We start from the raw sequence: 15598 nt of genomic DNA, 5'->3' as shown, positions 1-15598 counted from the left end.
TTCTAACAAAAGCACATTCCATCGTCAATGCAGAACCCCTCCCTAAAAAATTTCTTTCCTACTATATTAAAAAAGGAACCGAATTACTCGCTGTCATTTACAAGTAATTCCTGTTCCTTTTAGAAAGAAGATAGATTTTTCTGCTGCCTTTCACAGACGCTCTGCACAACAGCAGAATCTTTTATATTAAATTCTAAAGTTAAAATCTGCATAAGCTGAACATCCATGCTCATGAACATCCAAACCATCAATTTCTTCTTCTTTAGATACTCTCAAACCGATTGTTTTATCAATAATTGTAAAAATAATGATTGCTAATACAAATACGTATGCTGCTGTTGCTGCAACACCAAGCAGCTGAGTTCCAAATGTGTAATCCGGTGAAAATACACCTGTTAAAATTGTTCCTGTCGCACCACATACACCATGCACACTAATTGCTCCGACCGGATCATCAATTTTTGCCACCTTATCAAAGAACTCTACTGAAAATACAACCAATACACCTGCTATTGCTCCAATGATGATTGCTGACCAGTTACTTACTGCATCACAACCTGCTGTAATTGCTACCAGACCTGCCAGAGAACCATTAAATGTCATTGAAACATCAGGTTTTCCATAACGAACCCATGTTACGATCAATGCCATCAATGTAGCGGCTGCGGCTGCAAGGTTTGTTGTCATTGCAATGTCACCTAAGTTCGTTGTTGCTGCTGTTGTAGATCCACAGTTAAATCCAAACCAGCAGAACCATAAAATAAATACTCCCAATGCTGCAATTGCAAGATTGTGACCAGGAATAGCTCTTGCTTTTCCTTCTTTGTCATATTTTCCAATACGAGGTCCAAGGATTTTAGCTCCTACCAAAGCACAGATACCACCTACCATATGTACTGCTGTAGATCCTGCAAAATCATGGAATCCGAGTTCTGATAACCAGCCTCCGCCCCAGATCCAGTGTCCTGTGATCGGATAAATAAAAATACTGATTGCTGCACTGTATGCCAGGTATGCTGCAAATTTTGTTCTCTCAGCCATAGATCCTGAAACAATGGTTGCTGCTGTTGCACAAAATACTGTGTGGAAAATAATAAACACGCCTGCCGGAAGTCCATTGATCATCCCATCTGCATCTGCCAGTGATGTCGGATCAAAAAATCCTTTGATTCCTACAATACCATTCCAATCTGTACCATGCATCAAAGCAAAGCCAAATATAAAGAAGAAAATACTTCCAAGTACAAAGTCCATCATATTCTTCATCAAAATATTTCCTGTATTTTTTGCTCTTGTAAAACCTGCCTCACACATAGCAAATCCTGCCTGCATGAAATAAACCAATATAGCTCCTAACATTGTCCACATAACATTTATCAATAATGCTGTTGCGTCTATGCTATCCATTCCGCCTGCAATTAAATCTGTCAATCCCATATCTACATCCTCCTTCTCATTTCTTTAGAGACTGTCTTTTAACTATCTCATTCAATATTTCAAAAGAAAGAGGACACCTGTAAGAACATTTTTATGTATCTTACAACTATCCTCTTTGATAACAATCTATATCTTTTTTTATTTTCATGGTTTGCACCGAATTATAATGCATTCGATCCACGTTCTCCTGTTCGGATTCGAACTGCATCCTGTACTTCGTATACAAAGATTTTTCCATCTCCATAAGTACCAGTCTGAATTTCATCTACAACTCTTTTAATAATTTTTTCTGCTGTATCTGGTTCAACAATTGTCTCTACTTTTACTTTTGGTAAAAGATTCACACTATATTCTGCACCTCGATAAATCTTTTTATGTCCCTTCTGATTACCATATCCCATGATATTTGTTATCATAAGACCATTTGCCTGACAATCATCCAGGATCCCCTTCAAATCCTCTAATTTTTCTGGCTGAATTACAATTTCAAGTTTCTTCATATTCTCAACCTCCTTCTATTATCGAAAAATTGCTTTCGCAATTTTTTCTCGTTAAACAGGGTCGCATGCATGACAACTACAAAACAAAAGAGGCGCTTTTCCGTAATGGAAAAACGCCTTTGTTTTTGTTGAGTCTTATTATACTCACCTCTGTCAGAATGTCAATTAAATATTCAATTTTTTTATACTTTTGTGACTATTCATGAATTTCATTTAAATTTCCAGATTATTTTCCGTCTTTTTGCTGTTCCAAATATTCTTCAAGCGTAATACCCTGTTTCATAATTTCTTTTGCCGCTGTTTTACCGACATAACGGAAATGCCATGGTTCATAAACAATTCCTGTTACATCTGACTTATTAGTAGGATAACGCAAAATATAACCATAATTTGCACAGTTTGCTTTCAGCCACTTTGCTTCATCTGTATTTTCTTGTTCATCATCTAACTCCTGATAAGTTGATGATGTAATATCCATTGCCAATCCGGTAGCATGTTCACTTGTCCCCGGCACTGCTACAGACTGTTTTGTTTCATCATAGGCGTCTAGTGGTGTTTTTCCCTGATAAATCCAGTTTAGCATTGTATCATTAAACACGCCTCTTTGTGTCTCATAGTCACGATATGCAGATATAATATTCAAACTCATCCCTGCATCCGCTGCATCCTGAAACATCTTCTTTGTATCATCCGCAATACGACTGTCTACAGAATAATCATCTGTTATTTTTGTCAGACTCGGTGCATAAGATGTATCAAGCGGACTCTCGCTATTAATCAGAACAAGACTCCAGTCATCATCGTTTGAGGCTAATTTTTCCGCATTTTCCTTCGCGATTGCCTCTGATGACGGCTGCACCTTAGCCTTTTCAGCTTCTGCCTGCAACTGTTCATTTTCTTTTTTCAGCTTATCCTCTGTAGTTTTACATTCTTCTCTTACTTCTTTGATTCTTGCTCTTCCACTCAATCCCATAAGAAGCATTCCTATCAATGCTCCAAAGATGATTCCAACGCAAAGTATTTTAATCAGACGATATTTCATCGCTTTTTTCTTCATCTGTTTATATCTCCCATCTTACTTTTTACATCTACTGCATATATCGCACTTCAAATGTCTCAATTGTAATTGCTTTATTAAATAAATTTCCCTGAACATAATCGCATCCCAATTCTTGCATTACATTCAACTGATCCTGTGTTTCTACTCCGCAGGCATAAACAGATGCACCCAGTCGACGGCAAATATCAATCACTGCTTTTGCCACTATTCTGCTTTTACTGTTTCCTACAATATTAGAAGTAATTCCTTTATCTAGTTTTAGACCATCAAACTCCATAATAGACAAAATAGAAAAACTTGAATCTTTTGCCCCGAAATCATCCAAAAGGACTCTCACATTCGCTTTTCGAATTTTATTACTTGTCTCAGCAAGCATCTCTGGATTCATCTCCTGATTTGTTTCCGATACTTCCACTTGCAAATACTCGCTTGACACATGATATTTTTCAATTATCTTCAGGATCTTATCTCCAACACTCTCATATCGCAAAGTTGCTCCTGAGAAATTGACAGAAATCGGCAACATCATCCGATCTTCATTCTCCCATCTGCGAAGTGTCTTACACACTTCTTCAAACACATACAAATCCAGATAATGCGAAAGCTTTGTTTCCTCCAAAAGTGTCAGGTAACGCCCCGGGTCCACAATTCCCAAATCTTTGTGATGATATCTCACAACTGCTTCGGCTCCGACAACCTCTTCTGATTCCGCCTCCAGCACTGGTTTTAAACATACAATAAAATTACCCTGCTCAATATCATCTAACAAATCCTGCTTAATAATCGGTTCATGATGACCTTTTTTCAGATTTTTATAATATTTACGTTTTTCTTTACGCATCATATTCCCTGCATCCATAACAAGATTATCTATATTGATATCCAGTTTTTCCCAGGCATATCCCATCGTAACCAGTCCTAGACTGATATTGTCTAATTTGTCTCTGCTGTTGTGGATACGATTCATGAATCCTTCATATGAAATATTCTCCGCAAGAATCAGGTATTCGTCTCCTGTCATACGATAAACCATAAATCCTTTAAAAAACTCTTCCAGTACTTCTCCTACTCGGATAACAACCTCGTCTCCATATTCCCTTCCAAACTCTTTATTAAAATTCTTCAGGCCATTTACATCGACAGAAACCGCACCCAAGGATTTTAACGCTTCTTGATTCACTTCTGAAAGATATCCCACAAAGCTATTCCTGTTCAGCAAGCCTGTCAGGTCATCATGGTAACTTAAATATTCCTGCTGTCTTTGTAATTTCTGTAAAACTGTTGTCTGTGAAATATACGGAAGCAGCGAACGCAATAAAGAAAGATCGCACCCTCCTCTGTGAACATTCACAACTGCCAGTATTGCCTTCTGATTATCACCCATCGGATAAAATACACTGTAGCTGTCTTCTGTGGTGTCTGTAACTTCCTCTCTCAGCCATTTTGGAAACTGATCCGGGGATAACATTTTGATTCGGTCTCTCTGCCACGGAATATTCTCCGCACACCACTCGTAGACCATTGTAATTTCTTCATCATCCCGTTCAACGTAATATGCATATTCTGAATCATAGTAATCACGTACTGTTCTCAAAGCATCATTCATCAGCTCTACCATCGAACGTAATTTATCTTTTTCACTCATTGTAATTCTCCCTAATATCAATTCAGCTAAAGTATATTTTAGTATAATAATGTGAAAAAAGCAACACTACGCACTCCTATGTGTTACATTTCTGTTACTTTTTTTACAAATATTTTTAACAACAAAAAAAGAACCATACAATTCCGACATAAAAAGTCTTTTTGTACAGTTCTTTTATGATTATCCACAATATTTACACATTCCAATGCTTTCCATGTGATACTTTCAAACGGTTCATCGCCCTGGCAAGAGAAGCCTGCGTATGATAGTATTCCTGAATACTCTGTTTCTGACGCAGCTGCTCCTGTGCACGTTCTTTTTGTTCCTGTGCATGACGGATATCAATCTCTTCCGGACGCTCTGCTGTCTGCACAAGCACGGTTACACGGTTATTAACAATCTCCATAAAACCACTTCCGACAGCTACCTCACGCCAGTCCCCCGGCTCAATTTCCATGCGGGCAACTCCGACATTTACTGCAATCACCATATTCTCATGGTTGGGCAAAATTCCTATTGTACCGCCATCATACGCCGGTACAACGATTTGCCTGCATCGTCCTTCGTAAAACACACGGTCACTTGCAATTATTTTCAGACCAAATGTTTCCATATGCGCACTCCTTTACTCTTCTGAGCTCATTGTCTTCGCTTTCTCAATAACATCGTCAATTGTTCCGACATTAAAGAATGCATTTTCCGGATATTGATCCATATCTCCATCAATAATAGCTTTAAATCCACGGATTGTCTCATTTAAAGGCACATATTTTCCATGAATTCCTGTAAATGTTTCTGCAACGGAGAATGGCTGTGACAAGAATTTCTGAATCTTTCTTGCACGCATAACTGTTGCCTTATCTTCATCAGAAAGCTCTTCCATACCAAGAATTGCGATGATATCCTGCAACTCTTTATATTTCTGCAAAATTGCTTTTACCTGATTGGCAATTCTATAATGCTCCTCACCTACAATATCCGCTTCCAAAATACGTGAACTTGATTCCAGTGGATCTACCGCCGGATAAATTCCCTGTTCTACAACTTTACGTGAAAGTACAGTTGTTGCATCCAAATGGGCAAATGTTGTTGCAGGAGCCGGGTCAGTCAAATCATCTGCAGGTACATATACTGCCTGTACAGATGTAATGGATCCATTCTTTGTAGATGCAATACGTTCCTGTAACTCACCCATTTCTGTTGCAAGTGTAGGCTGATAACCTACGGCTGAAGGCATACGTCCAAGCAATGCGGATACCTCTGAACCAGCCTGTGTAAAACGGAAAATGTTATCGATGAATAACAGCACATTCTGATGTTCCTCATCTCTGAAATATTCAGCCATTGTCAGTCCTGTCTCTGCCACACGCATACGTGCTCCAGGTGGCTCGTTCATCTGACCAAATACCAATGCTGTCTTCTCCAGAACTCCTGAAGCTTTCATCTCTGTCCAAAGGTCATTACCTTCACGGGAACGCTCTCCTACACCGGTAAAAATAGAATATCCACCATGCTCTGTTGCAACGTTATGAATCAATTCCTGAATCAATACGGTCTTACCTACACCGGCACCACCGAACAGACCAATCTTACCACCTTTTGCATATGGAGCAAGAAGGTCAATAACTTTAATACCTGTTTCCAGAATCTCTACTACCGGACTCTGATTTTCAAATGTCGGAGGATCGCGATGGATAACCCATTTCTGAGCATCGTCTTCGATTTTGTCTCCGTTATCAATCGTTTCACCAAGCACATTGAACAAACGTCCAAGTGTCTGATCTCCAACAGGAACGCGGATACCTGCTCCTGTTGCAGTTACTTCCATATCTTTATGAAGTCCTTCACTTGCAGCCAGCATCAGGCAGCGCACTTCATTGTTTCCAAGATGCTGTGCAACTTCCATAACGCAGACTTTACCATTATTTTCTACCTCCAAAGCATCTTTGATGCTAGGAAGATTTCCATCTTCAAATAATACGTCAACGACAGGTCCCATAACCTGTACAATTCGTCCTTTATTCATATGCTATTCTCACTTCCTTTTCCGCTTCTGCGCATTTGCGCCACTGCAGACCTCAGTAATTTCCTGAGTGATTGCAGCCTGTCTGGCTCTGTTATATTCAATAGAAAGTTCTCTGATAATATCCTGTGCACTGTCTGTTGCTGTCTGCATCGCAGTCATTCGAGCATTATGCTCACTTGCATATGCCTCAACCAGACAACCATAAATCATACCTACAATATAGTTTGGTACAATAATGTCCATCACTGCCTGTGCAGATGGATACAATGCAATCGCTTCACGATACACGTTAAGCGGCATCTTCATCTCGTTGAATGAGCTTCTCTCCAGCGGAAGCAGACGAACCTTCTCCACTTCAGACTGAATTGAATTTTCCATTCGTGTATATACAATATATACTTCGTCCAGCTCTCCATTTTCAAACTGTTCAAGAAGAGTTGCGGCAATATCTCTTGCCCGGTGCATCGTTGGTTTCTGTACAGTGTACTGGAAATTTGTGTCAATCTTTACTCCACTTTTAGCAAAATAATGTCTTCCCAACTCACCTACAACAAATAATTTGTGCTCTCCCGGACCTGCAAGTATCTCTTCTTCTGCCTTCACCACATTGTGATTGTAGGCTCCTGCCAGACCTTTATCCGCAGTTACTACGATTGATGCGATCTTACGCTTCTCTGGCGGAATCTCTTCTCGAAGATCAAAAAACCGTTGCTTCTCCATCTCCGGTACATGTCGGAGAATTCGTGAAATTTCTCCCTGCAAGCCATAGAAATACGGCTCTGTGTCAGCCAGTTTTTTCTTTGCCTGACGCATCTTTGTCGAAGAAATCATATACATGGCATTTGTAATCTTCATCGTGTCTTTTACACTATTAATACGAGTCTGTATTTCTCTGATATTTGCCATCTTAACACCTGCTCTTCTTAAATTCCTTTGCAGTCTCTACAATCTTCTCTGCCAGTTCATCGGACAATACCTTTGTCTCTTCAATTTCTTTGCCGATTTCAGGATGTTCTGTTGCAAAATACTGCAACATATCGTGCTGGAATTCTTTAATTTTTGCTTTTTCAACTCCAAGCATCACTTTATTTCTTGCAGTACATAATGTAATAACTTTTTCCGCTAATCCCATTGGTGCTCCTAATGGCTGCTTCAAAAGTTCCATCAAACCGCTACCATATTCCAGCTGTTCTTTTGTTGCAGCATCCAAATCTGAACTGAACTGCGTAAATACTTCCATCTCACGATACTGGGCAAGATCGATACGAAGACTTCCTGCTGCCTTCTTCATTGCTTTTGTCTGTGCATCTCCACCTACACGGGATACAGACAAACCAACGTTAACCGCCGGACGCATACCAGATGCAAACAAATCACTTTCAAGGAAAATCTGTCCGTCTGTAATAGAAATTACGTTTGTAGGGATGTATGCAGACACATCACCAGCCTGTGTTTCAATAATTGGAAGTGCTGTAATAGAACCTCCGCCAAGTGCATCACTCAAACGGCTGGAACGCTCCAACAGTCTTGAATGCAGATAAAATACGTCTCCAGGATATGCTTCACGTCCAGGCGAACGTCCAAGTAACAATGATAATGCACGGTAAGCAACGGCATGTTTTGAAAGATCATCGTATATGATTAATACATCTTTTCCTTTGTGCATATAATATTCAGCCATAGCAGTTCCTGCATATGGAGAAATATATTGAAGTGGTGCACAATCACTCGCTGTTGAAGCAACAACGATTGTGTAATCCATCGCACCTGCTTCTTTAAATGTATTTACTACCTTAGCAACTGTAGATGCTTTCTGACCAATTGCAACATAGATACAGATTACATCTTTTCCCTTCTGGTTCAAAATTGTATCGGTAGCAATTGAAGTTTTACCAGTCTGACGGTCTCCAATGATCAACTCACGCTGTCCACGTCCAATCGGGAACATAGAATCGATTGACAGAATACCTGTCTCCATTGGTACACTTACCGATTTACGGTCAATAATACCAGGTGCTTCATTTTCGATTGGGCGATAACCGTCTGCTTCAATCTCACCTGCTCCGTCAATTGGCTCGCCGAGTGCATTGACAACTCGTCCGATAAATTTATCTCCGACCGGAACACCGGCCTTTTTCCCTGTTCGAGCAACTTTTGTTCCTTCTTTGATCTCTGTGTCATGGCCAAACAAGATACATCCGATAGCATCTTTCTGGATATCCTGAACCATTCCCTTCAGACCATTTTCAAAGGTAAGAATTTCCCCGTACATGGCGTGATCAATCCCGTAAATGGTTGCGATTCCGTCACCGACTGTAATTACAGTACCGACTTCGCTGTCCTTACTGATCTGATCAAAATTCTCTATTTCATTTTTCAGAATAGAAATGATTTCTTCTGAATTGATTGAACTCACCTTGTTCACCTCCAGGTCAATTTTTGTTCTAATCGTGTCAGTCTTCCTTTCAGACTCCAGTCATACTCATCATTTTCAACATGAAGAATAAATCCACCAAGAAGAGACGTATCTTCTACAATTTGAATCTTCACATCTGCTTTCTGATATTTGTCACAAAGGAATACCTTCATCTTATCGAGCTGTTCCTCACTTGGAGGCTCTACACAGGTCAATACTGCCGTCAGAATATGAGCCTGTTCATCGCAATATTCATCATACGCGTCAAATATCTCATTAATCAGATTGACACGCTGATTTTTACATACGACTTTCAGGAAATTCTTCATACTCTCCGGAAACACCTGATCGATGACGCTCATTTTTATTTTTGCAGAAATCGTTGGATTGATAAATACTTCTCTCAACTGTGGTACTTCTGCAAATGTTTCTTTTGTTTTCTCTATATCTGTTTTTGGAACGTTAAGCTCATACAACACTCGCGCATAATGTCCTGACATTGATGAGCGGTACATCCGTTTAATCGATGTCTGTGTTTCCATGAGCTTCACCTACTCCTTCCAGAAACTGATCATAAATTCCTTTGTTTCCTTGATTCTCTGTCTTTTCATCAACAATCTTCTTAGCTGCCTGCATTGCAAGTCCCGCAATTTCTGACTGCAATGTATTCATTGTCTGCTGACGTTCAACCTCGATTGTCTTCTTCGCATTTTCCAGCATAATTCCTGCTTTTTCATTTGCCTCTGATAAAATACGATTGTATTCTTTCTTAGCTTCTGCATGTGCTTTATCAACAATCTGGCTGGATTGTTCTTTTGCTCCGCTCAGGGCTTTCTCATAATCTGCCTTTAACTGCTTTGCTTCATTCTGTGTATCTGTTGCATTCTGAAGTCCATCAGCAATCATTTTTTCACGTTTTTCCATAATGCCCATAACCGGTTTAAATAAGAACTTTTTCAGTAAAAGATAAAAAATCACAAGGTTTATAATGGTATAGATAAGGCTTGCATTAAACTGTATCACCTTTTACACCTGCCTTTCTTCTTTACTCGTCTTGCTAAACAACTTCTTATTTCAGCATTAAGATAATTAACAGACCAATAATGAAACCATAAATAGCAGTTGCCTCTGCAAGTGCACATCCAAGGATTAAGTTCTTACTGATTTTGCTTTCTGCTTCCGGCTGTCTTGCGATAGCATCAACAGCTTTTGCTGTTGCAATACCAATACCAACTCCTGCTCCTAAACCTGCTAATACTGCGATACCTGCTCCAATTGCAATAATTGTTCCCATAATTCTAATCTCCTTTTTCTTTTTTCACCAAATGATTGTAATTTTATTATTCTTTGCACAACTCGCTGTGAATCTAATAAGTTATTCCTGTTCTTCATTCATAAACAATGCTGTCAGGAACACAAATACATAAGCCTGTAATAATCCATCGAATATATCAAAATAAAAACTAAATGGGATAGGAGCCAAAACCGGAACTACTGTCTTCAAAAGTTCCATAATAACAAATGCTCCCAACACATTACCAAATAATCGCATACAAAGCGACAGCGGTCTGATTACAATTTCCAAAATCATAATCGGTGCTACAAATGGTACTGGTTCAGCAAAATGCTTCACCCAATGCTTCACTCCATTTTTATGAATTCCTGAATACTCAATAAGAATCATACTCATAATTGCTATGGCTGCTGTAACATTCAAATCTTTTGTCGGCGGCTTAAACCCAAAAAGACCTATAATGTTTGAAATTCCAATATAAATCAGAACAGTCAATAAGTATGGAATATATTTTCTGTTTTCCTTACCCATGACATCTTCGAAGAAGTTCTGACCCGTGCTAATAGCGGATTCTAATAACAACTGCCCTTTCCCCGGATTCTCAACTTTTAGATTTCTCACAAAGATGATACACAAGGCGACTATCACTGCCATGATAATCCATGTGACGACTACCGATTCCTTAATATCCAGCAACCCATTCAAGAATGGAATCTTTATGACCGTCTCACACTGCAGTTCTTCCAGCAACCTGTCTGTCAAATTGCCCGTATCGCTCCCTCCCTTTCTTTATCAAATTGTTATTTACGATAAGGTTCCATTCAATAAGAAGAAACTCCTCATTTTAGGTACAAAAAAAGAACTTCTTTCACAGAAGAACTTTTGCCTTATCGCACCTTTCAAGATTGTATCTCTCAAAAGCTATTGTAAATATACTCCCACAAAATTCTTTTGTCAATCTTTTGTTATTGCTGTTTTTACTTCTACTTTTTATCATTTTTTCATGGAATTTTTATTCAAAATTCCTTTTATTTTTATTGATTCATTTCTCTTTTTCATGCATTTTTTCTTCCATTTTTTTTGTACGGAAACACATTTCCAAATTTGTCGTCACGTATTTATTCTATTTGCCACGAAAAAAATGTGAATTTTTGTGAAATTTGCACACTGCTTTCTTTATTTATATATATATCATCCATTTACTTTTATCATTTTTTAACGCTTATAAATACTTTCACTCACATTCTTCCCAATAGATTGTAGGACTGTTTCTGTTATTACTGTGAATTTTTTGCTATTTAGTTCATTAAGTTGGATAAGCGTCCCTGAGAAAAATATTAGATATGAATTTCTGTTCAGACTCCGTCAGCGGGAAATACATAAAGGTCAGAATTATTACTGAAAACAGAGCTTAGAAACCAGCAACTCGGGCTGTGCCCTCAAACAGCAAGTTTCTAAGCTCTAACGTAAAATTCTGGCCTTTTACTATTTCCAATCGCTTCCTTTGTATTCGCAGAAATTCATATCCAATATTTTTTCTCAGTACGTTATCGCAAATCTAATGAACAAAAAGCAAAACTTTACTGTGTATCGTGGTTGAAATAGGTGGAGCGATGAGGGATTTACTTTTCTGGTGTCTGATGTATCTATATCATGGGGTTATTTGCTTGTGCAGATGCCTTTGTGGCAACCATTGTATCTGCACTGGCTTAATATTTGCTGTTGCAGATGCTCTTTTGGTAGCTGATGTATCTGCAATCCCTTGATATTCGCTGTTGCAGATGCTCTTTTGGTAGCTGATGTATCTGCAATCCCTTGATATTCGCTGTTGTAGATGCTCTTTTGGGGATCAACGTATCTGCAACTTGCTCTTCTTTGAACTTGCAGATGCTTTTCAGCCTGTCTATCATGTACAATTGCATCTGCATCTTGCCTTTTCTGGGATTTAAAGATACTCCCTTCGCAAATTTTGCATCTACATCCCACATTTTCGATAACGTGAAGATGCTCCCCATCAAAATTTTGCATCTTCAATCCCCTAGAATCCACTATCGCAGATATTGTCGCTCGATATCCTTTGAGTTCTATTCACTTCACAACTTGAGCCAATACATTACTTACCCAAAAATTTACGCTCTTATGTGTCTCACGCTCATGGAATCTGAGCAAGAATTCTTATATCAATTTTTTGTAAGGAACGTATTGCCATTTAATGAACTAAATAGCAATCCCACTCGCTTCCGCTATCTTCTCCTTCGCAGTCTGCCAGATCACATACTCATCCTCTCCCGGCATCCCAATACTTACTCCCTTTTTTCGATATTCCATCTGACTGTTCAGCACAACCTTCCCTGACATATGATAAGACATAATCCCAGTATATGGAATCAGCTTCTTGATTGCCTCTGCACTAATCCCGGACGCTGCAAGGATCTCAATTCTACCCTTGGATTTTTCTTGTAATTCTTTCAGAATTGTTCTTCCTTCCCACGCAGTTCCTTTTTGACCACTTGTAAGAATCGTATCAAAGCCGATTTCTATTGCCTCTTCCAATGCTTTCATTGGATTTACACACACATCAAATGCCCGATGTAGTGTTTTCTTTTTATTTCCTGTTAGTTTAATCAACTCTTCCATTCTTTCCACATCCAAGTTGCCATCTGGACGTAACAAACCAATGACGATTCCGTCAGCACCCGCCTCACAATACATCTGTACTTCTTCTTTTAATTGCTCAAACTCATATCCGTCATAACAATAATCCCCATATCTTGGACGAAGCAGTACACGTACCGGAATATCTGTGTTCTTTCTCACCTGATCATATAATGCTTTTCCCGGCGACACCCCGCCAATAAGCAAATTACTGCACAGCTCCAATCTGTCTGCTCCGCCTTCTTGTGCATAAATAGCAGACTGCACACTATCTACACATGCCTCTAATATTATTTTTTTCAATTTGATCATTCCTCTACTTTCATAATAATTCAGCACTCGCTCTGCTCGCATTTTCAATTTTATCTTTACATCTGCTTTCTCACAATGCGGTATTCGTCTCCAAACTGATAATATGGACAGTCATGAAAGCTTCCCTGAACAAATCGATACATTTCGTCCTCATCCAAATTTTGTGTACAAACATAGTATTCATATTCTTCGTCATACTCATAATTCATACAACTCTCACAATTCACATTGCTCTTCTTTTTCTGCAAAGTTATCCACCTCCGGATCGTTTTTTTCACACTTATTATTCACATATCCCGGTAATTTTCTTATTATCAACATTATTTACGCATCCAGTGCCTTCAACTGCTGGTATACATACGCCACCGGAAGTCCGACCACATTATAATAATCTCCTTCTATCTTGTCGATGTATGCAGCAAATTTTCCCTGAATTCCATATGCACCTGCTTTGTCCATCGGTTCTCCACTCGCAATGTAGTTCCGAATCTCCTCATCACTCATTTCATGTACAAATACCTCTGTCCTTTCTGCATGACAGATTTCTTTGGCTTCGCCATCTTCTCCATACACAAGCATTGCAACTCCTGTATAAACCTGATGTGTATCTCCTGCCAGACTCTTTAACATGTGAAATGCCTCCGCTTCATCTGACGGTTTTCCCAATATTTTATTATCATGAACAACAACCGTATCCGCTCCGATTACAATTGTATCTATCACATTTCCTTCCGCTTCTTCCAGCTCCATTGCCACATTTCCTGCTTTCATCAATGCCAGTTCCTGAACAATTTCTGTCGGAATTGTACTTTCATATATTTCTTCCTTATCACTTGTTTTAATTTCAAATTCTATGCCAATCTGCTCTAATAACTCTTTTCGTCTTGGCGAAGCCGATCCAAGCACGATTCGCTTTTTATTTTGTTTTATCATGTAATTCCCACGCTTTCTTCAATAATTCCGGCTGTTTCACCAGATCTGTTGCCCCCAGTGCCATACACTCCGCCACATACAGCATCGCTTTTTCCCCAATACTCATGCCAACCTGTGCTGTAGCTGCCCAGTGATGCAATGGCGTTCCTTTACACATTGCCGCTGCGCTCAACATTACTGTTGGAACTGTATGGCTTACGTCAGACACATCTGTTCCAATCGATAAGATAACCGGGTTTTCTTCTAAAGGCTCTAATCCTGTGAAATACACTCCATCATTTTCCAGCCCCGCCTCTTCGCTGATTTCTTTTGCAAATAAAATTTCTTCATCTGTATACTCCGGTGTCTGGATTTGTTCCATTGCATGATAAAATGTCTCTGCCAGGACACGATTCACTTTCATTTCCTTATTCTTCGTCACACGTTCAATTTCGACTCTTGTTCCAGTCATAAGTGCCGCACCTTTTGCACAATTATCAACCCTCTCAGATGCATCTTTTGTTCTCTCCCATTTTGCTGAGCGGATAAAATAATTTGTTGAAGCATATGGCGGTACAATATTAGCCGGACCGTCCGTATTGGTATAAGTGTAATGCATACGCACATCGTCTGCCACATGTTCCCGCAAATAATTTACTCCCACATTCATCAATTCTGCTGCGTCAAGTGCACTCCTTCCCATTTCCGGATGCTTTGAGGCATGTGCAGCTTTTCCGTAAAATTTATAGTTTTTGATATCCTGAGCCTGCCAGATATCGTAACTCACACGATTTCGATCAAACGGATGCCATGTGATTGCTGCGGATAAATCATCAAACACTCCCGCCTCATTCATACGAATCTTACCAATTACAATCTCCTCTGCAGGGCATCCATATACACGTATCGTTCCTTCTTTTTCTTCCGTTTCCATCCAGCTTTTAAGTGCTCCGGCTGCCCCGGCACATGCTGTTCCAAGTAAATTATGACCACATCCGTGTCCCGGTCCTTCGATTGCTTTTCGTGTACTGCAGGTTTCCTGTCCAAGTCCCGGCAAGGCATCATACTCTGCCAGGAATCCGAGAACCGGCTTACCATATCCCCATTCAGCGACAAATGCTGTCTCAAATCCGGCAATTCCCCAAGTCACCGTAAATCCCTGCTTTTCAAGATAATCTGCCAAAATCTTCGAAGACACCTTCTCCTCCAAAGAAATTTCAGGATGTTTAAAAATTTCATTTGCTGTCTCAATCAGGTCTTCTCTATTTGTATCCACCCATGTCGTAATCTGTTTTCTTGTATCCATACTCACTATTACCTCATTTTCCTAGTAAAATTTCT

The 15598-nt window shown here is 39.4% G+C and carries 16 protein-coding genes and 1 pseudogene; all 17 read right to left on the bottom strand.

Going from position 1 to position 15598, the window contains the following annotated elements; all coding sequences use genetic code 11:
- Positions 1-201 precede the first annotated feature (201 nt).
- Positions 202-1407 (bottom strand): annotated as a pseudogene (locus H8S40_RS01540) (ammonium transporter); the annotation flags it as partial.
- A 191-nt stretch (positions 1408-1598) separates the two neighbouring features.
- Positions 1599-1937 carry a P-II family nitrogen regulator gene (locus H8S40_RS01535; RefSeq protein WP_022075260.1) on the bottom strand — a complete coding sequence of 113 codons (339 nt, stop codon included), beginning with the start codon at positions 1935-1937 and terminating at the stop codon, positions 1599-1601.
- A 226-nt stretch (positions 1938-2163) separates the two neighbouring features.
- The gene (locus H8S40_RS01530; RefSeq protein ID WP_186864377.1) at positions 2164-2994 is read right to left on the bottom strand and encodes a D-alanyl-D-alanine carboxypeptidase family protein; all 831 of its coding nucleotides are present in this window, start codon (positions 2992-2994) and stop codon (positions 2164-2166) included.
- Between the two features lie 31 nt (positions 2995-3025).
- Entirely contained in the window at positions 3026-4642 is a 1617-nt protein-coding gene (locus H8S40_RS01525) for a bifunctional diguanylate cyclase/phosphodiesterase (RefSeq protein ID WP_186864376.1), read from the bottom strand.
- A 193-nt stretch (positions 4643-4835) separates the two neighbouring features.
- Positions 4836-5255, bottom strand: a complete 420-nt coding sequence (atpC, locus tag H8S40_RS01520; protein ID WP_022075257.1) for an ATP synthase F1 subunit epsilon — start codon at positions 5253-5255, stop codon at positions 4836-4838.
- Between the two features lie 12 nt (positions 5256-5267).
- On the bottom strand, positions 5268-6668 hold the full coding sequence (gene atpD, locus H8S40_RS01515; protein WP_118724502.1) for a F0F1 ATP synthase subunit beta: 1401 nt from the start codon (positions 6666-6668) through the stop codon (positions 5268-5270).
- 9 nt (positions 6669-6677) lie between these two features.
- Positions 6678-7574, bottom strand: coding sequence for an ATP synthase F1 subunit gamma (gene atpG, locus H8S40_RS01510; protein ID WP_186864375.1), 897 nt, complete (start codon positions 7572-7574; stop codon positions 6678-6680).
- A gap of 1 nt (position 7575) precedes the next feature.
- Positions 7576-9093, bottom strand: a complete 1518-nt coding sequence (gene atpA / locus H8S40_RS01505) for a F0F1 ATP synthase subunit alpha (RefSeq protein WP_118724501.1) — start codon at positions 9091-9093, stop codon at positions 7576-7578.
- Positions 9090-9626, bottom strand: coding sequence for an ATP synthase F1 subunit delta (atpH, locus tag H8S40_RS01500; RefSeq protein ID WP_022075253.1), 537 nt, complete (start codon positions 9624-9626; stop codon positions 9090-9092). Before atpH ends, atpA begins: the two co-directional genes overlap by 4 nt.
- On the bottom strand, positions 9604-10107 hold the full coding sequence (gene atpF, locus H8S40_RS01495; protein WP_022075252.1) for a F0F1 ATP synthase subunit B: 504 nt from the start codon (positions 10105-10107) through the stop codon (positions 9604-9606). The genes atpH and atpF overlap by 23 nt, the downstream gene beginning before the upstream one ends.
- Positions 10108-10153: 46 nt before the next feature.
- Complete coding sequence (gene atpE / locus H8S40_RS01490) at positions 10154-10378, bottom strand: ATP synthase F0 subunit C (protein WP_022075251.1); 225 nt, start codon at positions 10376-10378, stop codon at positions 10154-10156.
- 81 nt (positions 10379-10459) lie between these two features.
- Positions 10460-11140 carry a F0F1 ATP synthase subunit A gene (locus H8S40_RS01485; protein WP_366482141.1) on the bottom strand — a complete coding sequence of 227 codons (681 nt, stop codon included), beginning with the start codon at positions 11138-11140 and terminating at the stop codon, positions 10460-10462.
- A gap of 897 nt (positions 11141-12037) precedes the next feature.
- Positions 12038-12406, bottom strand: coding sequence for a hypothetical protein (locus H8S40_RS01480; RefSeq protein ID WP_186864374.1), 369 nt, complete (start codon positions 12404-12406; stop codon positions 12038-12040).
- Between the two features lie 189 nt (positions 12407-12595).
- Positions 12596-13387, bottom strand: a complete 792-nt coding sequence (locus H8S40_RS01475) for a copper homeostasis protein CutC (RefSeq protein WP_366482139.1) — start codon at positions 13385-13387, stop codon at positions 12596-12598.
- A gap of 14 nt (positions 13388-13401) precedes the next feature.
- Positions 13402-13593 carry a DUF6472 family protein gene (locus H8S40_RS01470; RefSeq protein ID WP_186865702.1) on the bottom strand — a complete coding sequence of 64 codons (192 nt, stop codon included), beginning with the start codon at positions 13591-13593 and terminating at the stop codon, positions 13402-13404.
- A 76-nt stretch (positions 13594-13669) separates the two neighbouring features.
- Positions 13670-14278: a Maf family protein gene (locus tag H8S40_RS01465; protein WP_186864373.1), complete on the bottom strand. Its 609-nt coding sequence runs from the start codon at positions 14276-14278 to the stop codon at positions 13670-13672.
- The gene (locus H8S40_RS01460; RefSeq protein ID WP_186864372.1) at positions 14262-15563 is read right to left on the bottom strand and encodes an amidohydrolase; all 1302 of its coding nucleotides are present in this window, start codon (positions 15561-15563) and stop codon (positions 14262-14264) included. The genes H8S40_RS01465 and H8S40_RS01460 overlap by 17 nt, the downstream gene beginning before the upstream one ends.
- Positions 15564-15598 lie beyond the last annotated feature (35 nt).

Source organism: Ruminococcus hominis (assembly GCF_014287355.1).
In the GTDB taxonomy this organism is placed as follows: domain Bacteria; phylum Bacillota; class Clostridia; order Lachnospirales; family Lachnospiraceae; genus Schaedlerella; species Schaedlerella hominis.
This window is presented reverse-complemented; position numbering and strand designations above follow the sequence as displayed.